Raw genomic sequence first — 19,230 nt, forward strand, 5'->3', positions numbered from 1 at the left:
CCTACGCCTGACATTCACCAGCATACAAATCCTTGCTTGCCGCTTTCACAGACTCGATAACAGCCCCAGTTTCATCATCATCAGCCGCCTCTGCATCAATAATGGTGTACCCATCCTCGACTAATCCCCTCTAGCACCGATTCGCGATAGCAGCGCATCTCGACGTTTATGACAGAGCCATGCATCACTAGTGTTTAAGGTGCTACTTTTTCCCGAAACTGTTTACCAGCAGAAAATGCAGGTATTTTGGTAGCTGGAATCGTGATTGTCTCATTGGTTTTGGGATTACGCCCTTCACGTTGGGAGCGTTCGCGTCGCTCGAATGACCCAAAGCCTATAAGTGTTACCTTCTCACCATTTGCTACAGCTTCAGTAACCACTGACAAAAAAGCACTAATAACTTCATCGGCTTGCTTTTTTGTGATGTTGGTCTTTGCTGCTACAGCATCTACTAATTCACCTTTGTTCATAAATTTCCACTAAGCATTGCAAGTAAAGGAAATGTAGCATTAATAACTATTATCAGGAAAGGGGAAAAAGGAATAAGAATCAAACAATACATGAAAATTAACAATGCACAACTACTATTGCATTCTTGCCCTGTTCCAGATTTTCTTTGATCAGCAAGCCATCACCAGTAGCCAGGGTAAACAATGGTTTATAGAGGTTTTTATTATCTGGGCAATCGCGTAGTTATGATTATAAAATTTTATATTTACGCAATATATAACAATTTTTAGGATCATAAAAATTGTGCGACACTGCATTGCATTACAGACGAGTAGGATTGTTGCGATCGCTATACGGGATCATTATGCAAAGTTTAGGCATGGGCTGTTTTTCGTCAACAAACGACCTTTGCTTTGATCTTGGTCAGATCAAGATTTAATGATCGCCTGTTGACACAAATGAGAGAATATACCGCGCTTGAGTGCAAACGATATTCTTATTTTTGTTTGCAGCTTGCGGTAGGTTCTACATTGTAGAAAGTCCCTGGCTTGGGGTTAATTGAACGCAACTCCTGGATAAAAGCATTAAATTTTGTATTGCTTATGCCGAAGCCAGCTTCAGCACAAGCAGATAAACCCCCTTCGATGGGAATAGGAGATCCCACCCTGGGACTAAATACAATGAATTTATCGACGGTGCCAGTGGCGACCCCAAACCCGATAACCTGGCGAATTGTTCGCAAAGCAGCATTATCTAAAGAACCACCAATACTGCCAATACTGATATTAACCGCACGACTCTCAGCAAAGGCCGGCGCACTAATAGACAATACTGCCCCGACAATAATCAAAGAGGTGAACTTCTTCATTTTCCTTTCCTCCAAAAAATAGAAAAACTAATACAGAGGTTCTGACATGGATGAGGTACATTAGAGACTTTACCATGTAAGAATTTCAGATATCTTGTTGTACCTCACTCGACTCAAAACCTATGTAGGTAAAAAAGCGTAGACTAACTCTTTATTATACGGAAAGTTTCTATTTTTAAGAGGAATTCAGCAGTCAGAATCAATTTATGTGGGGATTCAGACCTCCACTGATTGTTCGCATAGCATCCTGTCGGGAAGACCACCAAATTTTAAATTTGGTAGGGTGGGGGCATTGCTCCTGCATACCTATTTAGAAGTCTAGTTGAGGGAGTGAGGAAAGGAAAAACTGCTCTGGCTCGCAGATCATGCTTCTGAACGTTTAGGGCGTTTAATTACGGCTAGGGGAGTTAAACCTGTAGGTTTAAGCCAATTTCCATTAGGTACTTACTTTATACCCAGCAAAATTTGTGTGGATATAAAAATGAGTCTACTTATAGGAAGTTGGCTTCATCGTCTGTAAAATTGGTTACGCAGTTGCACTGAGTTAGATAGGTTGTAAAATTTTTTAAATAACCGCAGAGGCACAGAGAACGCAGAGAGAATTAAATATAGAGACAAGAGGAATAATTTCTAAGAATTCCAAACTTTTGTGAACTTTATCATCTCTCTTTTCTCTGCCTACTCCGCGCCTATGTGGTAATTAAAAATTGTAGTCAGAGTAAGTTACCCATGAATATGAAGAAATAGGGAATAACCACTGGCAGCAAAAATAAAAAGGATAGCTGTAGGAAAAATTACTACATCCCTAACAATAAATAAAATCCAATCTTTTCTTAGTTCTTGTTTAAATTTAAGTTCTCTCAGCTTTCGCTCAAGTTCTACGTCTTCTTGTGACTGCAAATTTTCAGGTGAGATAATTAGTGGATTGTCACCTTTTTGGGCAATTATTTTTGGTAAATCTGTTCTATCTGTCATGCTGTTTAGATGCCAAGAATTAAAATATTACTGCCGAATCCCTTTGATAAAGTCTGTCCTTGCTTCAATTATTGAAGACATTAAAACATAACACACTAACAAATTTATATTTAATCAGATGAGAGGATGATTTCATTCACTATCAATTGATTTGCTTCTGAAACTCCTAGTTTTTTGGTTTCTTCTTTAGCTATAACCATAATTTGCATCAAGGTTATAGCCTGACGTAGAACATCACTTTTACTTATGCCAGATGGAGAAACTGTGGCAATTGTTTCACTCTATAGCATACAAGTACGTCCAATCGGTAGAAGAGAAATTGCGCGATCGCGCCTGATAAATTAATGTAAACAGTGCGATCGCATTTCCTCAACTCATCTTCCTGAATACTTAACGACTGAAGTCACGGATATACGAATAAAACCTGCAAAGGCAGGTTTATAAAAGGAAAATATTGCTTACTTTTACCAATTATTGATTACTACTGTAATTTACTTGCCTGTGATATTTCACGCCAAAAATCGAGGGCTGTTTGGGTTCTGTCAGCAACGTGCCTACGTAGTGCTTTTGCTATCGCGTATTTATATGGTGAAGAGAGACTTTCTGCTAATTGGCGTGGTTTTCCTGCCAATATTTCTTCACATGTAAAAGTTTGAATATTTCCAATTAATAAACTTAATAGCAATAACCCTGTGTGGTAGATGTCTACCTGTCGTCCAATCTTCCCATATTCTTTTGGATCAAGAGATTCTGGAGGTAGCATCCATTCTGCAAGTATGGTATTAAAAATATTAATATCATTTTCTAATCTACTTATTCCTAAGTCCCCAATTTTGAACATAAAAACTGGCTCTTTATTTGGAATTAACCTATCGTACATCAATGACACAAAAACATTTCCAGAATGGATATCTTTGTGAACGTAACCAGCATTGTGCATAAAGTGAATTCCACATAATAGCTCTCGTGCAAGGCATGGTAGCCAAATCTCACCTGCTAAATCTGGCATCTCAAGCAACTCTTTAAGCGTACAATGACAACGCTCTATAATCAGGTAAAAAGTATTACAATACTCAAAGGCATCATACACATAAGTAATATTTGGATGACGTAAGTCCACTAGCTTATTTAACTCTTCTGACCATTCTTGCTGAACCTGCTCATAACTGCGGTTTTGAGGCACAAGAACTTTAGCTACTAGTTCATTTTCCCACTCATCTTGACATTCATATACCAAGCCGAAGGAACCTTGTCCTATACTTTCACCAATTAAGTATCTTTGATTAATAACATTTCCAGGTTGAGGGGGGCAAAAAAACTTTGGTAGCTGGAATTTTCGGGAATTAATCATTAGTGGCTTTAGCCTCATTATTAAAACCCCCATAATAGCAAACACCCACCCAATAAATCACTTAGGTGGGCGTATCAGATGATATTATATGTATTCAGCCTTAATGTACTAAAATGATCGCACTTTTCGTCAAGCCTCCACAGTGAATCCATTAAACGCCATGTTTTCCATAAAAATATCGCCTTTCATCCTGACTTGTGAATCAAGTTTTGAACTCGTAAACTAGCTTTTGTGACTTGAAAAGCAGCTTTTGCGACTTGAAAACCTGTTAACGTTAAACAATTTCAGCAAATATAACCATATTTATTTTATAAACTAACGCGGTGTGCAACTTTATCTCAAACCTAACCTCCAGCCTCTTCCCTACGAGGGAAGGGGAGTAATATTCAAAGCCTCTCTCCGCTTCGGGGAGAGGTTTGGAGAGGGGTTTTAAAAATAAGTCGCACATCGCGTTAAACTAATCTCAATGCCTTAAAAGTTCTCATAAAAAAAAACGCAAATATACGCATTAAACGCAATTTTTCAGCATTCCCATACGTATATTTGCGATAAAATAAAAGACAATCGCAGCCTTAATGGACTAACGCGATCGCACGTTTCGTCAACGCTTCAGCAGTTAATCCATTAAACGCCATCAACTCACCAGCACTCGCTGTAGTTTCGCCACGTTTCCAAGCAAAGGTGTCGCGCTTGGCTGTACTCCTTAACAGAATCGGTTCTAGCATCCCCGCAGCACCACCAGTAACGGCAATTAACGCATCGCCATCAAATAATTCGGCAAATTTAGCATCATCTAAGAAACCGCCTTCGGGTTGGGAACAAGTATCCCAAGCAGTATCATGGCTACGGTACAATTGCCGAGGATTGATAACAGAAACTATCTTTGCACCAATACCTTCAGTTTCTAAAAAAGCAGCAGCTTCAAATACTGGCATTAATGTTAAATCGCCAATCACAGCAAATACAACTTGTTTATCGCCAGCAACTTCATGCAATAGCACCGCACCATCGCGTAACCCTTGACGAGTTTGTTCTAAAGTTGTGCGAATTGGCAATGGCGATTTACTAGCTGTAATCACAACTCCCTTATTCTTAGTTTTCAATGCCCAGTCATAACAGACTTGAATACTATTAGCATCAGGCGGAAATAATGGGAAAACATTTCCATTTCGCATCAACGAAGCAAAGTAAGCTTCAATTTCGGGACGTTGGTGAGTCCAACCGTTGCGCCCTTGCTCTAATGCGCCTGCTGTAAATAAAGTAATAGTCGAAGGAGTTTGACGGCGTAATTCTGCCATTGATTGGGTTACAGTTTGCCAAATTGGTAATCCGTTGATGGCAAAAGATTCGTAAGAACACCACAATGTTCTCGCACCCATTAACGCTAAACCCGCAGCTAAACCGGCACAAGCATCTTCACTCAATGGTTCATAAACTTGTCCATTTGGTGCTTGATTATATAAGTCGTCGGTTGTGGGGTGGATAATCTTTAATGCTTGGTTGATGTTGGCAATTCCTGATGCTTCATTACCATCGGCGTTGGTGACGAGGAAATTCTGATCTTTATTTCCCACTATTCCTACCAATCGTCCCATTGCGGTTGTGGAAACTTTTGGTTCGCCTCCAACTGCATATTCTTCTAAAGGTAATTCGCCTAATTCTGGTAATGGAAATTCAAATTCTGTCACCACAGTTTTTGCTGCTGGGCCACCACCGGCGCGTTCTGCATTTGTTCTAACTAATTGCCAAGCTTCCGCAGACAAAGCACGGGTTTGCAATGCACTAACAATATGCGGCGCATCCAGCGTATCTTTAGGATACAGGTTGTGAGATTTTGCCCCGCGCGCGTGGACTCCTGCACCTTTGAGTTGTTTAATAATGAAGACGGTAAGTTTACCGCCTAACGCCGATCGCGCTGCTTTATCTACACCAGAAAGTACTGCTTGAGTAAATGCTAGGCGTTTCTCAAAGGAAAAGGCGGTACTATCAACGTAATCCCCTGGTTGATTTTGATCATCGAAATCCTTGGCATCCACTAAAACCACTTCATCAAAACCGTTACCTTGCCAATATGCCTGCATCTGTTCATTGGTTTTCAGAGAAACCATGCTGTGATGTTCTTGGCTGTAACCGTTCCACACCAACACCGGCAAGAAATTGGTGACAGCAGGATAAGCAGTATGGAAATGTGCGATCGCACTTACAATATAAGGCTCACCCAATCCACCATCACCAACTGTAAAGGGGAACAACTTATCTTTGTGCAACAGTGCAGCTGCCATTGCAAAGTGTTGCCCTTGTCCCAAAGGCCCAGCCGGTGCGAGAATACCGGGAATGTAACCAGAAAGGTGTCCTAAAAGTCCGTGCTTTTCTCGGAAGCGATCGCGCAATTCTTGGACTGTAAAAATTCCCATGTCTTCTAACGAACGATCCAAGAACATGGCACTATAAAATCCGGGGGCGTGGTGTCCGACTTCGGTAATAATGTTCTTGTATCCCAGCATGACAAGAGATGCGTAAGCTTCCGCTTGGCTGGCGAATCCGCCGGGATGCCCAGAAGCTTTACTCGCAGTAACTTGCAAAGTTAGGTAGCGTAAGGCATCAGCAGCAAGTAAAGTTTGATATACAGCATTCGGTTCTGTGGGAGATGCGATCGCTACTTTGCCCGACTCTATAGCAGGTGTTGCGCCATAAGTTTCAAAATCTGGTAACGCTTCACCAAAATATTGAATTCCTTCAGAAAAATTAGGAAGCGCTGAAGATGCCTTTGGGGAGATTGCAGTCATGCTGAGTACCTTTTGACGATTCGGTGAAACTGTAGATGCTTGTTGAATTTAACAAAAATTTTACATCTTCGAGGTTGTAACAGTTTATTGCTTTTTTGCAACCTTAGAATAAGTACTTTAAATGGTTACGCGCCAAAATTATTTAGATTGATTTTCAATGCTTCTACATAATCCCCCACAGTCCTCATTAAAAAGGGCTATGGGGGATTTGAATATATTGCAACTGTCAAATAATGGATTTTAAAATTGTTATTATACAGCAATACAGGACATTTGAATAAAACCAAAAGATGTAATTTAACTGGACATCTACCCAAAATATATTTAGTAAGTTTTTTCCGTAAATGCTTTTAAAGATTCAGAAAAAATATTATTATTGTCCTTGTAAAAATTAATGGTGTTTATTTGCCAATACGTTTCAATTAGTAGAATTTTCATTTATAAAATTCTCTTAAAAACTTTTTCAAGCTTACTCTAATTTCCTCTTTAAAAAGAAGAGTGGGGAGGAAAAGCATTACTCAAACTTATTGAATTATTGTCAGCCTAGTAAATCCTAAAACATCGAATAAACAATGAAAGGACTTGATAATATACGCACACCAGCATTACTACAAACTCTGCAATTAATTGCTAAACCCACAAAAACCTTAGAAAGTTGTGCCGCCAACTATGGTGACATTTTCACAATGCGGGTAATGGGTTTAAAGTCACCACCGATAGTATTTTTTAGCCATCCTCAAGCAATTAGTGATTGTTTCGCTATACCTGCACAAAAGTTAGATTTTAAGAAAGCAACCCATGTATTTAAACCCTTATTTGGAGAAAATTCTATTGTATTTCAAGAGGCGCGATCGCACCAACAACAGAGGCAGTTATTACTACCAGCCTTTCATGGCGATAATTTAAAGTCTTATGGACAAGTAATTTGTCAAATAACTAAAAAACTAATACAAGATTGGACATTAGGTAAAAATATTTGTATACATCACTTAATGTCAAATATCACTTTAGAAATTATTTTACAGGTAGTATTTGGTATTACTCATGGTGCGCGTTACCAACAATTAAAAGAACAATTGAGTTCTTTGTTAGAAGATGTAACTAAACCTTGGTATTCTAGCTTATTTTTCTTTCCGTTGCTGCAACAAGATTTAGGTGCATTGAGTCCTTGGGGAATGTTCCTAAAAAGACGAGAGCAAATTGACAAACTTATTTATGCAGAAATTTCTGAAAGACGTTCGCAAAATGATGCTATGCGTACAGACATTCTCAGTATGCTGATGTCAGCGCATGACGTAAATGGACAAAAGATGACAGATGAGGAATTACGCGATCAACTAGTTTCATTATTGTTGTTGGGTTATGAAACTACATCTGGCGTATTAGCCTGGATATTTCACTTAATTCACTCTCACCCAGAAGTGAAACATCGGTTAATGCAAGAACTAAATACTTTGGATGATATCACAAATCCTGAAGGAATTACACAATTACCTTATCTTACCGCCGTCTGTCAAGAAACACTGCGAATTCATCCTATTGCTTTAATTTGCACACCACGAATGGTAAAAGATAGTGTGGAAATTATGGGACAACAATTTACATCAGAAACAGTTTTAGTTCCTTGTATTTATTTAGCACATCGTCGAAGCGAGACTTACCCAGAACCAGAACAGTTTCAGCCAGGAAGATTTCTCAACCACAAGTTTTCACCTTACGAATATTTACCCTTCGGTGGGGGTTATCGCGGTTGCATTGGTGCTGCATTTTCCATGTATGAACTAAAATTAGTAACAGCGATAATCTTATCCAATTTTGAACTAAGCCTTACTGATAAACGTGTAGTGCATCCAGTCCGTCGTGGTATTACGATTGTTCCTAGCGGCGGTGTAAAAATGGTTGTTACCAAAAAAGCAAAACTTAAAAAACAAACAATACTTTCTAGTTGATTACTCAATCCTCCGACTTGCATATACCGCAATGTAGATTCGCTCGTTAGTACCTAGCCTTTACAGTAACTAGTAAGAGAAAATTTAGGAGATTACTAATTCATGCTTGATGAGAATCGGTTGGAGGAAAAATTTCTATCACAGGAAGCTGAAAGGAGAGTATCCGAAAAGCTAGATACAGTAGAAGAAATAGAAATAGATGTACAAACCGATCTTTTGAAAATAGTTCAGGGACAGGCGGATGGAGTTTCGGTTGCAGGACAAGGATTAGTAATCCAAGAAGGCCTTCGGGTACAGGAAATAAAACTGCAAACAGAAAGTATTGCCATTAATCCCTTCAGTGCTATTTTTGGTCAAATAGAACTTAATGAGCCAGTAAATGCCATAGCTCGCGTTATAGTTACAGAAGTAGATATTAACCACGCCTTGACTTCAGATTTGATTCGCACCCAGATGCAAAATTTGCAGTTGGATGTAAATGGCGATATTGTTAGTTTTGAGCCGCAAAAAATTCAGGTATTTTTACCTGGTGATGGCAAAATAGAATGTAGGGGAAAGGTACTGTTAAAAGAAATGGGAAATACTCGCCCTTTTGCCTACACCGTGATTCTTCGCCTACGGACTAATTTACAATCCATGATGTTGGAGAGTTTTAACTGCACTGAGGGAGAGGGTGTTTCAATAGAATTCGTTACAGCATTAATGCATAAAGCTAAAGAACTAATCAGTTTACCATATTTTAAATGGGAAGATATAGCCTTTTCTATTAAAGATATAAAAGTAGAAATTGGTAGTTTAATACTTCTGGTAGAAACTCAAGTAAAGCAAATACCATCATCCTTAACCGTACTATCTCCTTAGTGGTATTAACACTAGTTAAAGATATTTTTTGTAACTAGGGAGTGATGCAAGTTTTTTAAAAGTTTTATAAGCTTTTAAAATCTACTTATTTCTAAATTTCAACTATGCAAGAGTATGATGTTGTGCTAATCGGTGCTGGACACAATGGCTTAGTTTGTGCAGCTTATTTGCTGAAAGCTGGTTATAGCGTCCTGTTACTAGAAAAGCGTTCTGTTCCAGGCGGTGCAGCAACAACTGAAGAATGTTTACCACAAGAAGCTCCTGGATTTAAATTTAACTTGTGTGCTATTGACCATGAATTCATTCACTTGGGGCCGGTAGTTGAAGAATTAGAACTAGAAAAATATGGCTTGCATTATTTGGAGTGTGATCCAGTTGCTTTCTGTCCTCATCCTGATGGTAAGTATTTCTTAGCACATAAGTCGCTGGAAAAAACTTGTGCAGAAATCGCTCGTTATAGTGAACGTGATGCCAAAAAATACGCAGAATTTGTAGATTATTGGCAACGAGCGATCGGTGCAATGGTTCCTATGTTTAATGCACCGCCCAAATCGATTATAGATATCCTTGGTAACTACGATATCAAAAAATTAAAAGATTTATTTTCGATGATTGGTTCCCCGAATAAAACGCTGGACTTTATTCGCACCATGTTAACCAGCGCTGAGGATTTACTTAACGAGTGGTTTGATGAGGAATTTTTAAAAGCGCCATTAGCCAGACTTGCAGCAGAACTTGGTGCGCCGCCATCGCAAAAAACGCTTGCCATTGGTGCAATTATGATGGCGATGCGTCACAATCCTGGAATGGCCAGACCACGCGGCGGAACTGGCGCACTTGTGAAAGCTTTAGTGAATTTAGTCACAAGTAAGGGTGGCGTTATTCTGACAGACCAGCATGTTGAAAAAGTTTTAATTGATAATGGAAAAGCTGTTGGTGTACGAGTTGCTGGTAACACTGAATATCGCGCTAAATACGGGGTTATTTCTAATATTGATGCCAAGCGGTTATTTTTGCAAATGACCGATAAAAGCGATATCGATGGAGCCGATCCTGACTTATGGGAAAGATTAGAACGCCGTATCGTTAACAACAACGAAACTATCCTCAAGATAGACTTGGCTTTAGACGAACCATTACGCTTTCCATACCACGCCCACAAAGACGAATATCTCGTTGGTTCTATCTTGATTGCCGATTCCGTGGCTCATGTAGAACAGGCTCATAGTAAATGTAGCTTGGGAGAAATTCCTGATTCTGACCCATCAATGTATGTGGTGATGCCTAGCTATTTAGATCCCACATTAGCACCACCAGGTAAACATACCGTATGGATTGAGTATTTTGCCCCTTATCAAATTGCTGGTGCAGAAGGGACTGGTTTAAAAGGTACTGGTTGGACAGATGAATTGAAAAACAAAGTTGCAGATAAAGTGGTTGATAAGTTGGCAGACTATGCACCAAATGTCAAGAACGCAACGATCGCCCGTCGTGTAGAAAGTCCAGCAGAATTAGGTGAGAGATTAGGTGCGTATAAAGGGAATTATTACCATATTGACATGACTTTAGATCAGATGGTATTTTTCCGTCCCTTGCCAGAAATAGCCAACTACAAAACGCCAATTGAGAATCTATTTTTGACTGGTGCAGGAACTCACCCAGGTGGTTCGATTTCGGGAATGCCGGGACGCAATTGTGCGCGTGTATTTTTGCAGGCAAAGCATCCCATTAGCCAAACTTTGAAAGATGCGCGGGATTCGATTAAGTCAACTGTCGAGTCGGTGTTTGGGATTAATTAAGCGTTGTACATCCTGTTAGGCAATAAGTTTTTAAGCGGACATGATATCATTGTTGCTCGAAAACCCTAGCTAATTAGCAGTTGGCATCCTCCTACGTGAGTGAAGTATAGAGAGGCTCAGATCCGCGACTTATTAAATAAGTCGCGGATCTTTTTGTTCGTAACTCTTGTATGGATTGCTATAGCGACGCAAATTATCGTTTTTGGCTGAAATATTTTCTAAATAATTGCTTTATGTGTATTTAATATGATAATGTAACATACGCTTGATTTGAAGAAGCTTCTATGCATCCTCAAAAAAGTTATTTTTCAAAATTTAAGTAAATGAATGGTAAAACTAGTGTATTTTGATAACACTCAAAAAACGAATAAACTTTAACACCATTTTATAAATTCTGTAGGTACAGCATGGTTTTTCGGAGCTGCTTCGTTGCATCTGGCTTGATAGCTTTCTTGGCATTTGGCTGTAGTGGTGGGGCAAACTCATCAACAGAAAAGACTACACAAGTTGTGCAAAAAAGTAATGTAACCCAGCTTTTCATTGAAGCGAAGGTTACCCAGAAAGCAGAAGATTTCTTTCATCAAGGTAATAATTTCTTAGATGGACAACGTTACGAAGATGCAATAAAAGCTTATGACAAAGCGATCGCCATCAAAGTTGAAAGTCCTGAAGCTTGGATTAACCGTGGCATAGCTTTAACATCGTTGCAACGCAACAAAGATGCGATCGCATCCTACAACAAAGCGATCGCGATTAAACCCGACAAATATGAAGCTTGGTATAATCGTGGCATAGCCTTAACATCGTTGCAACGTTACGAAGACGCGATCGCATCTTACGACAAAGCGATCGCCATTCAACCCGGCAAATATGAAGCCTTAATTAACCGAGGCATTGCTCTAACAAAACTCCACCGCTACCAAGATGCGATCGCATCTTATAATAAAGCGATCGCTATTAAGCAAGATTTGCACCAAGGATATTACAACAAAGCTTGTTCTTATGCTTTACAAAGCAATCTCGAATTAGCAATTGAGAACCTAGATAAAGCAATCCAGTTTGTTCCTGATAAATACAAGAAGTTAGCAAAAACTGACCCAGACTTTAGCAAAATTCGTAATGAAAAACAGTTTCAGACATTACTTCAATAGTATTATTTAACTAGAAGTCAGGATAGAATAGAAACTTGCTGTAGCAATAATTTTTTCTCTTCAGCGGGTTACGATTAGACATGAAAAAATTGTTAATCACCGGTGCAAGTGGTTTTTTGGGATGGCATCTTTGCCAGCTTGCAAAACAAGAATGGGAAGTTTATGGCACTTATCTTTTCCATTCTCTAGAGATTCCGGGCATCAAAATGCTAAAAGTGAACTTAACAGATTTTCAAGAATTGCAGCGTATATTTAGTGATGTCAAACCAACAGCAGTCATTCATACTGCTGCACTATCACAACCAAATTTTTGTCAAACCCATCCCGAAGAATCGCACGCAATTAACGTTACAGCATCCTGCAATATTGCCGGACTGTGTGCAGATAATTCTATTCCTTGTGCTTTTACCTCAACCGACTTAGTTTTTAATGGTTTAAATGCTCCCTATCGAGAAACAGATGCCGTGTGTCCTGTGAATCTTTACGGGGAGCAAAAAGTCATGGCAGAAGCAGGTATGCTGGAAAGACATCCTATGACCGCAGTGTGTCGGATGCCGTTAATGTTTGGTGCAGAAACACCCACAGCTAAAAGTTTTATTCAGCCATTTATTCAAACTTTACAAGCAGAAAAAGAACTAAATTTATTTATTGATGAATTTCGCACCCCAGTGAGTGGGACAACTGCCGCCAAAGGACTTTTATTAGCATTGGAAAAAGTTAACGGCATTATTCACTTAGGTGGAAAAGAACGAATTTCGCGTTATGATTTTGGACGAATATTAGTGGAAGTGTTTCAACTCCCCCCTATCGGTCTTAAATCTTGCCGACAACAAGATGTGAAAATGGCAGCACCTAGACCAGCAGATGTTTCTTTGGATAGTTCTAAAGCTTTTGTATTGGGTTATCAGCCTTTATCTGTAAAGGAAGAATTAGAGGAGTTAGAAGTTTTAATTCCTAACTTTTAATATCATATCCGCCAAATTACCCATAATAAAAGAACCCCACTCCTAACTCCTCCCGCTTTCAAAGGTAGGGTGGTTTTATACAACTAGCTCTGTGTCCGGGAGGATCATAAATTATTTTTAAACCGCAGAGGCGCAGAGAACGCTGAGAAAAAACAATCTTATTTTACGAGTCACCTTGAAAGTCCTAATAGAAATCCTAGCCATTTTTCTAGGATGAGTTCTCCCCATTTTTCCGATGTCATCTGTGTCGATAAAACGGCACGATATGAACATCTAAGAACGTTTGCACAAAAATCTTATGTCTTCATTACTGGCTTTATCCAACAGTTTAGCTGATACCGTAGAACAAGCTGGAAGCAGTGTGGTTGCAGTTAATGCGGGTACTCGTGTTTCCCCAAGCGGCATTCACTGGCGCAATGGAATTATTGTTACTTCTGATGAGTCCCTCCAGCGCTACGATGATATTACCATCACTCTATCAAGTGGTAGCACTGCACCAGTAACACTCATCGGTCATGACTCTAGCACCGATATAGCTGTTTTTAAACTAGAAAATGTAGAAATACCTGTGGCAAAAATTGGCGATGCCAAAACACTCAAAGTTGGTCATCTGGTACTTGGACTGGCAAGAAGTAGCGAAGGTGACTTAAGGGCAGCGATGGGTACGGTTAGCGTGGTTAGCGGTGCTTGGCGGAGTATGAGTGGCGGAAATATTGACCAATTCATCCGCCCAGATATCACCCTTTACTCTGGTTTTGCAGGTGGGCCGCTTGTAGATGCTGCTGGTTTTGTGGTAGGCATGAATACATCGGGACGGCGTGGTACTGCTTTGACTATTCCTACTGTTACAGTCGATCGCGTTGTTGACCAATTAGTAGCAAAAGGACGCATTTCAAAAGGCTACTTAGGTGTGGGAATGCAACCTGTACGCTTACCAAAGAACCTGAAAACTGCTCTCAATTTAACTGCTGCAACTGGGGTAATTGTCGTTAATGTTGAGTCTTCCGGGCCTGCTGACAATGCAGGTGTGTTGCTTGGCGATGTTTTGGTAACGTTCGATGGCGTAACTGTGGGCGATACAGGTGATGTGCTGGCGCTGCTTAATGATAGCGATCGCATCGGTAAAACTGTCAACTTGCAAGTTGTCCGGGGTGGAGTGTTAGTTGAGTTAGCGATCGCAGTTGGCGAACGACCTACTAAGGAAGAATAATCCAATTTGGGATGAGTTTAACTAACTGTGTCAAGATTTATCTAAATTTTCTATTCATTCGAGCTTCTGAACTCGGAACTTCCACCTTTTTACTCGAAGGTTGAGCCTCTGAACTCGGAACTTCCACCTTTTTGCTCGAACGTTGAGCTTCTGAATTCGGAACTTCCATCTTTTTACTCGAACGTTGAGCTTCTGAACTCGGAACTTCCACCTTTTTACTCAAACGTTGAGCCTCTGAACTCGGAACTTCGACCTTTTTGCTCAAACGTTGAGCCTTTGAACTCGGAATTGTCAGAATTTGCTTTCCAAAGTTGGGTTGACTGATATCTTGCAGCATTCTCAATTATCGCAACCTGATTAAAAACTCTTGTCAGCCCACTGATTCTATTTTGACATAGGGAAAAATTGTATAACATGGCAAACACAACATTAACTAACATCGCTGCTGAATTAACAGAGGTAGCTGCTAAACTACGCGATTGCACTGTCAAAGTGAAAAGCGGCTCTTTAGGAGTCGGTTCTGGTGTAATTTGGCAATCTGACGGACTAATTATCACTAATGCTCATGTGGCTACCAGCAACCGCGCAACTGTGGAATTGGCAGATGGAAGGGTATTTGATGCAGTGCGTACACAATTTGATCCACAGCAGGATTTAGCAGCCCTGAAAATTGTCGCCACTAATTTAACTACTGCAATCATTGGCAATTCTGAGGCGCTACGAGTGGGTGAATTAGTTTTAGCGGTGGGTAATCCGTTTGCTGACAGTGGCGCTGTGACAACTGGAATTATCTATGCAAATAATCCACGGGCTGTTATGGCTGATTTGCAATTGTATCCTGGAAATTCTGGGGGGCCACTTGCCGACTGTCTCGGTCGAGTTGTGGGAATTAATACGATGATTGTTAATGGTTTGGCTGTGGCAGTTCCCAGCAACACCGTTGAGCGTTTTTTACAGCGAAATAGTCGTCCGCAACTGGGAGTTACACTGCAACCTGTGCTTTTAAGTAGGCGTAGCTTGGGTTTATTAGTGTTGTCAATTTTACCTGGCAGTGCGGCGGAAACTGCTGGTGTGCAAATCGGGGATGTTTTAATTGGAGTTTCGGGACGATTATTCACTAGCATGAATGATTTAAGCAGATATCTCCATGACAGTAAAGGATCTGTGCCACTACAACTCCTACGCGGTGGGCAGCAATTCGTGATTTATGTTGAGGTGCAGTCTGATAAAACTGCTGTGGAGGCGACATGATCCGAGTGATGGTAGTTGCCACTTCCCCTGTTGTGCGGGCAGGGTTATCAGCTGTGGTGGCTACCAATCCTCGGCTGACGGTTGTGGGGAGTGCATCCGATTTGGATGTATTGGCAAGGGAAGTTGGGCAATTACAACCAGATGTGGTGCTGGTAGATTTGAGTGGCAATCTTCAACAATCAGTGTGGGATAAATTGCTGCTAATTCAAGAACAGCAATATCCGCTAGGAATGATCGTTATTGTTGAGGAAATGGACAGCATCGACTTAGAGACAGCATTACGTTCTCGTATCCGAGGGATATTGCCCAGTACTAGTACAGAATCAGAAATTGTTGCTGCTGTGGAGGCGATCGCTTTTGGTTTGGTAGTGCTGCACCCGGATGCTATAGAATTACTATCTATCCGGGAGAAAGTGGTAGCGAATCCCGTACAAACCTTGACACCACGGGAGATAGAGGTTTTAGGTATGCTTGGTTCTGGGTTGGGGAATAAAGCGATCGCTAAAAGCTTGCACATTTCGGAGCATACCGTCAAATTTCATCTCTCATCCATTTTTCAAAAGCTCAGTGTCTCTAGTCGCACCGAGGCTGTTGCTGTGGGTGTGCGACTGGGTTTGATTATGCTGTGATTTGTAGTGATATCCTGTCCGCTTGATTGCTTATTAAACTCGAAGAACCCCACCCCGCCAAAGCTATGCTTTGTCTCCCCTCCCCGCTTGCGGGGCTACGGTGTACACATATTCCTATACAAAACCAAAATGTTGTAGATTCTCCTAAATCCTCCGATCAATTGGAGGACTTTGAGAGGTTTTTGCCCCCCTTTTTTAAGGGGGGTTGGGGGGATCAAAAGGTTGTGAGGTAACTCTAGAGGACTTGTGTGTACACCGTAGGGGGTTTGGGAGAGGTCTGCTGACTTGTGTGTACACCGTAGCCTCTTAGGAGAGAGGTTTGGAGAGAAGTCAAAAATTAAGTTGCACATCGCATGAAGTCTATTCAATATCAAATGATGACATACAGCCTCAAATCAGGTCATGGTGTATGTATCACATTTAATTCATTATTTATATGAACATCTTAATGTTATCTTCCACCTTTCCCTACCCACCAACGCGCGGGGGAACGCAAGTAAGGACATTTAATTTACTGAAATACCTAAGTCAACGTCATAGTGTTACCCTCGCAACTCAACGCGAGGGCGATGTTACAGACGCAGAAGTAGCAGGATTACGCGATTGTGTGGATCATCTAGCCATTTTTGAACGCCCGCCAGATTCTGGAACTACCGGAATATTGAAGAAAATACAGCGATTTGGGAGATTTATGCAGCAGGGGACACCGCCAAGCGTACTTAACCGCTACTCAGTTGAGATGCAAACATGGGTTGATAACTGGGTGGAAGCGGGAAAATGTGATGTAATTACCTGTGAACATAGCGTTAATGAAATTTATGTGCAGCCACATTTTCAGAAACAGCTAAAAACTATAGTTAATATTCATAGTTCTGTTTACGCTACTTGTCGCAACCAACTATCAACCGGCATTTCCGAAAATTCCCTCAGAGACAGAATTAATCTACCACTTCTGCGGCGTTATGAGCAAAACTACTGTGCTAAATTTTCGGCAATTGTTGCAACAACAGAAGAAGATAAAATTCAACTACAACAGTTTAACCCCAATAGTGAAATTACAGTTATTCCCAATGGTGTAGATTTAGCTTCTTTCCCCAGCCGTACCACCGATCCAGGTGGACATCGCTTAATTTTTATCGGTGCAATGGATAATTTGGCAAACATTGATGCTGTCTGCTTTTTCAGCAACGAAGTTTTACCAGAAATCCAAAAATTGTATCCTGATACAACTTTCGATATTGTCGGTTCTCATCCGGTGTCAGAAGTTTTAGCACTTGATAAAAAACCAGGAGTTAGTGTGGTTGGGCGCGTGCCTTCGATGGTTAAATATTTACATCAATCTACCATTTGTGTTGTCCCCATGCGGACGGGGTTTGGCATTAAAAATAAAACTTTAGAGGCAATGGCAGCTGGTGTACCGATAGTAGCTAGCGATCGCGGTTTAGAAGGATTAGCCGTAGATGGCGCTAGTCATCCATTACGCGCATTACGAGCGAATAAATCGGCGGAGTACGTCACCGCTATTAGTCAACTATTTGATCGCCCACATCTGCGTTCACAATTGTCTCACAACGGCAGACAACTAGTAGAAACACAATTTACTTGGGATATAGCTGGTAAAAGCTATGAACAAGTTTGTCTTGGGAGAGAGCAATAATAATTTGTATGATAAATTTTAATTGTTAAGCTGATGCGCGCTTAAATTGTATAAACACTCTTTACGGTCGTTAACTGTTGACGGTTATCATTCATCAGTCATCGGTCATCAGCCTTCATGTAAATGTTCAAGTTAAATGCGTAACAGCTTATTTGTTGTTGGTGTGGAACAAATGTGTGTAGAGAGGTTGCGATGAAACCTCTCTACATCGGTAGTGCACATTATCTTATCTAAATCAGATTGGTTGTTAATTAGCTTGTAAAGAAACACATTAATTATGATCAAACTTAGTCGAAGCACCTAACACAAGTAACTTTTTATGTTTACGTTTATTCTTATTTTTCAGGGTAGTCAAATAATTATCAACGTAACGAAAAGCAGCTACACCATCGTAATCAGCAATGGCTATAGCTTGTAAGAAAACCTTTGAAGGAATTTCAAATGCTAAAAATTTTTCTGTTAAAATTAGCAAATCTTGATCTGTGGCAGGAAAAGTAGTTTCTTCTGCCTCTTCTGGATCAGAAAAGATATCTTCAATTAATGTTTTATACACTTTGTACCTCTCCAAATGCATAAGATGCAAAGCCTGTAATAAAGTTTAACTGCTGATCGCGAGTTTGTAGGTTGACTGGGAGTTCAGTACCAGCACATCCTATCTCTCGCAAAATCTCCAAACAATAAACACCGAGTTGAGTGTATGGAGCTTGCTCTAATTCTTGAGCTACTTCTAGAGCCATCTCCAGATTGACTTGGATAACCGTCTTTACAGGGTTGGTCATAAACACGCCCTAATAAACTGGATGCTCTAAGTTTTGATCACAAGCACAAATAGCGTAACGGTGTTTTTGCGGAATTTATGAAGAGGGGAAAATAAATTATCAGCGCATTTGCGGTAATGTATCCGAAATTATGCAAATAAGTCTGGAAACTAGGCAATTTCGATCTATGTGCGATCGCTGTTCGCGTAACAGACACACTAGAAAACGCTGGTAAGCTGTCGCCCATCTAAGTTGCACATTTTTCTGTGTTGACTGTTGACTGTTAACTGTCAGCAGTCAACAAACCTGATGAGTTATTGTGTAATTTAAAGGCATAATAGCTTATAACGCTTTGGGAGTCTTGCTACGCGCGACACGCTGCGCCTTTGCATAGCATCCCGCAGGGAACGTAGAGAAGTGCGGACTAGACTTATGCAATCAATAAATAAAAGGTGATTAGTAAAAGCCTGAAACGACCATTTGCCATAGTACACAAAATCTTTTTTTTGTAAAGCGTGTAAGTCCTAATTTTATTACTTCTCAATATTTTCGACACAAAAACGCATTTTT

Annotated in this window: 17 protein-coding genes; 9 read left to right on the plus strand and 8 right to left on the minus strand. The window is 40.3% G+C overall.

Going from position 1 to position 19,230, the window contains the following annotated elements; genetic code table 11:
- Positions 1-194 precede the first annotated feature (194 nt).
- The 5 genes from H6G26_RS17030 to H6G26_RS17050 all read right to left on the minus strand — a co-directional run bounded on the left by H6G26_RS17030 (position 195) and on the right by H6G26_RS17050 (position 6,430).
- A complete protein-coding gene (locus H6G26_RS17030) occupies positions 195-470 on the minus strand; it encodes an HU family DNA-binding protein (protein WP_190730368.1) in 276 nt (91 codons plus the stop codon).
- 476 nt (positions 471-946) lie between these two features.
- Complete coding sequence (locus H6G26_RS17035) at positions 947-1,318, minus strand: hypothetical protein (RefSeq protein WP_190730369.1); 372 nt, start codon at positions 1,316-1,318, stop codon at positions 947-949.
- Between the two features lie 723 nt (positions 1,319-2,041).
- On the minus strand, positions 2,042-2,293 hold the full coding sequence (locus tag H6G26_RS17040) for a hypothetical protein (RefSeq protein WP_190730370.1): 252 nt from the start codon (positions 2,291-2,293) through the stop codon (positions 2,042-2,044).
- Positions 2,294-2,774: 481 nt separating this feature from the next.
- Positions 2,775-3,662, minus strand: a complete 888-nt coding sequence (locus tag H6G26_RS17045) for a protein kinase family protein (RefSeq protein WP_190730371.1) — start codon at positions 3,660-3,662, stop codon at positions 2,775-2,777.
- A gap of 554 nt (positions 3,663-4,216) precedes the next feature.
- Entirely contained in the window at positions 4,217-6,430 is a 2,214-nt protein-coding gene (locus H6G26_RS17050; RefSeq protein ID WP_190730372.1) for a phosphoketolase, read from the minus strand.
- Between the two features lie 572 nt (positions 6,431-7,002).
- Here H6G26_RS17050 and H6G26_RS17055 point away from each other — a divergent pair.
- The 6 genes from H6G26_RS17055 (at position 7,003) to H6G26_RS17080 (ending at position 14,365) form a co-directional block, all read left to right on the plus strand.
- The gene (locus tag H6G26_RS17055) at positions 7,003-8,379 is read left to right on the plus strand and encodes a cytochrome P450 (protein ID WP_190730373.1); all 1,377 of its coding nucleotides are present in this window, start codon (positions 7,003-7,005) and stop codon (positions 8,377-8,379) included.
- Positions 8,380-8,481: 102 nt separating this feature from the next.
- Positions 8,482-9,240, plus strand: a complete 759-nt coding sequence (locus H6G26_RS17060; protein ID WP_190730374.1) for a DUF2993 domain-containing protein — start codon at positions 8,482-8,484, stop codon at positions 9,238-9,240.
- A gap of 104 nt (positions 9,241-9,344) precedes the next feature.
- A complete protein-coding gene (gene crtO, locus H6G26_RS17065) occupies positions 9,345-11,039 on the plus strand; it encodes a beta-carotene ketolase CrtO (RefSeq protein ID WP_190730375.1) in 1,695 nt (564 codons plus the stop codon).
- Between the two features lie 407 nt (positions 11,040-11,446).
- Positions 11,447-12,190 (plus strand): tetratricopeptide repeat protein, encoded by a 744-nt coding sequence (locus H6G26_RS17070; protein WP_190730376.1) that lies wholly within the window; start codon positions 11,447-11,449, stop codon positions 12,188-12,190.
- Between the two features lie 80 nt (positions 12,191-12,270).
- A complete protein-coding gene (locus H6G26_RS17075) occupies positions 12,271-13,155 on the plus strand; it encodes an NAD(P)-dependent oxidoreductase (protein WP_190730377.1) in 885 nt (294 codons plus the stop codon).
- A 298-nt stretch (positions 13,156-13,453) separates the two neighbouring features.
- Positions 13,454-14,365 (plus strand): PDZ domain-containing protein, encoded by a 912-nt coding sequence (locus H6G26_RS17080; RefSeq protein WP_190730378.1) that lies wholly within the window; start codon positions 13,454-13,456, stop codon positions 14,363-14,365.
- 37 nt (positions 14,366-14,402) lie between these two features.
- On the opposite strand, the gene H6G26_RS17085 is transcribed toward H6G26_RS17080, so the two are convergent.
- Complete coding sequence (locus H6G26_RS17085) at positions 14,403-14,702, minus strand: hypothetical protein (protein ID WP_190730379.1); 300 nt, start codon at positions 14,700-14,702, stop codon at positions 14,403-14,405.
- 77 nt (positions 14,703-14,779) lie between these two features.
- Between H6G26_RS17085 and H6G26_RS17090 the strand changes: the two genes are divergently transcribed.
- The 3 genes from H6G26_RS17090 to H6G26_RS17100 all read left to right on the plus strand — a co-directional run bounded on the left by H6G26_RS17090 (position 14,780) and on the right by H6G26_RS17100 (position 17,902).
- Positions 14,780-15,616, plus strand: a complete 837-nt coding sequence (locus tag H6G26_RS17090; RefSeq protein ID WP_190730380.1) for a trypsin-like peptidase domain-containing protein — start codon at positions 14,780-14,782, stop codon at positions 15,614-15,616.
- The gene (locus H6G26_RS17095) at positions 15,613-16,245 is read left to right on the plus strand and encodes a response regulator transcription factor (RefSeq protein WP_190730381.1); all 633 of its coding nucleotides are present in this window, start codon (positions 15,613-15,615) and stop codon (positions 16,243-16,245) included. The genes H6G26_RS17090 and H6G26_RS17095 overlap by 4 nt, the downstream gene beginning before the upstream one ends.
- A 436-nt stretch (positions 16,246-16,681) precedes the next feature.
- Positions 16,682-17,902 carry a glycosyltransferase family 4 protein gene (locus tag H6G26_RS17100; RefSeq protein ID WP_190730382.1) on the plus strand — a complete coding sequence of 407 codons (1,221 nt, stop codon included), beginning with the start codon at positions 16,682-16,684 and terminating at the stop codon, positions 17,900-17,902.
- A 271-nt stretch (positions 17,903-18,173) separates the two neighbouring features.
- Here the strand turns inward: H6G26_RS17100 and H6G26_RS17105 are convergent, their stop codons facing one another.
- Positions 18,174-18,455, minus strand: a complete 282-nt coding sequence (locus tag H6G26_RS17105) for a hypothetical protein (protein ID WP_190730383.1) — start codon at positions 18,453-18,455, stop codon at positions 18,174-18,176.
- Entirely contained in the window at positions 18,448-18,681 is a 234-nt protein-coding gene (locus tag H6G26_RS17110) for a hypothetical protein (protein ID WP_190730384.1), read from the minus strand. The genes H6G26_RS17105 and H6G26_RS17110 overlap by 8 nt, the downstream gene beginning before the upstream one ends.
- Between the last annotated feature and the right edge of the window lie 549 nt (positions 18,682-19,230).

Origin of the sequence: Nostoc sp. FACHB-888, assembly GCF_014696655.1 — a bacterium.
Classification (GTDB): Bacteria; Cyanobacteriota; Cyanobacteriia; order Cyanobacteriales; family Nostocaceae; genus Nostoc.

What these genes read in the sequence shown, in the direction of transcription:
- H6G26_RS17075 (WP_190730377.1), top strand. Translation starts at nt 12,271, where the DNA reads ATGAAAAAATTGTTAATCACCGGTGCAAGTGGTTTTTTGGGATGGCAT.
- H6G26_RS17045 (WP_190730371.1), bottom strand. Translation starts at nt 3,662, where the DNA reads ATGAGGCTAAAGCCACTAATGATTAATTCCCGAAAATTCCAGCTACCA.
- crtO (WP_190730375.1), top strand. Translation starts at nt 9,345, where the DNA reads ATGCAAGAGTATGATGTTGTGCTAATCGGTGCTGGACACAATGGCTTA.
- H6G26_RS17090 (WP_190730380.1), top strand. Translation starts at nt 14,780, where the DNA reads ATGGCAAACACAACATTAACTAACATCGCTGCTGAATTAACAGAGGTA.
- H6G26_RS17050 (WP_190730372.1), bottom strand. Translation starts at nt 6,430, where the DNA reads ATGACTGCAATCTCCCCAAAGGCATCTTCAGCGCTTCCTAATTTTTCT.
- H6G26_RS17095 (WP_190730381.1), top strand. Translation starts at nt 15,613, where the DNA reads ATGATCCGAGTGATGGTAGTTGCCACTTCCCCTGTTGTGCGGGCAGGG.
- H6G26_RS17080 (WP_190730378.1), top strand. Translation starts at nt 13,454, where the DNA reads ATGTCTTCATTACTGGCTTTATCCAACAGTTTAGCTGATACCGTAGAA.
- H6G26_RS17030 (WP_190730368.1), bottom strand. Translation starts at nt 470, where the DNA reads ATGAACAAAGGTGAATTAGTAGATGCTGTAGCAGCAAAGACCAACATC.
- H6G26_RS17085 (WP_190730379.1), bottom strand. Translation starts at nt 14,702, where the DNA reads ATGCTGCAAGATATCAGTCAACCCAACTTTGGAAAGCAAATTCTGACA.
- H6G26_RS17110 (WP_190730384.1), bottom strand. Translation starts at nt 18,681, where the DNA reads ATGACCAACCCTGTAAAGACGGTTATCCAAGTCAATCTGGAGATGGCT.
- H6G26_RS17040 (WP_190730370.1), bottom strand. Translation starts at nt 2,293, where the DNA reads ATGACAGATAGAACAGATTTACCAAAAATAATTGCCCAAAAAGGTGAC.
- H6G26_RS17070 (WP_190730376.1), top strand. Translation starts at nt 11,447, where the DNA reads ATGGTTTTTCGGAGCTGCTTCGTTGCATCTGGCTTGATAGCTTTCTTG.
- H6G26_RS17035 (WP_190730369.1), bottom strand. Translation starts at nt 1,318, where the DNA reads ATGAAGAAGTTCACCTCTTTGATTATTGTCGGGGCAGTATTGTCTATT.
- H6G26_RS17100 (WP_190730382.1), top strand. Translation starts at nt 16,682, where the DNA reads ATGAACATCTTAATGTTATCTTCCACCTTTCCCTACCCACCAACGCGC.
- H6G26_RS17060 (WP_190730374.1), top strand. Translation starts at nt 8,482, where the DNA reads ATGCTTGATGAGAATCGGTTGGAGGAAAAATTTCTATCACAGGAAGCT.
- H6G26_RS17055 (WP_190730373.1), top strand. Translation starts at nt 7,003, where the DNA reads ATGAAAGGACTTGATAATATACGCACACCAGCATTACTACAAACTCTG.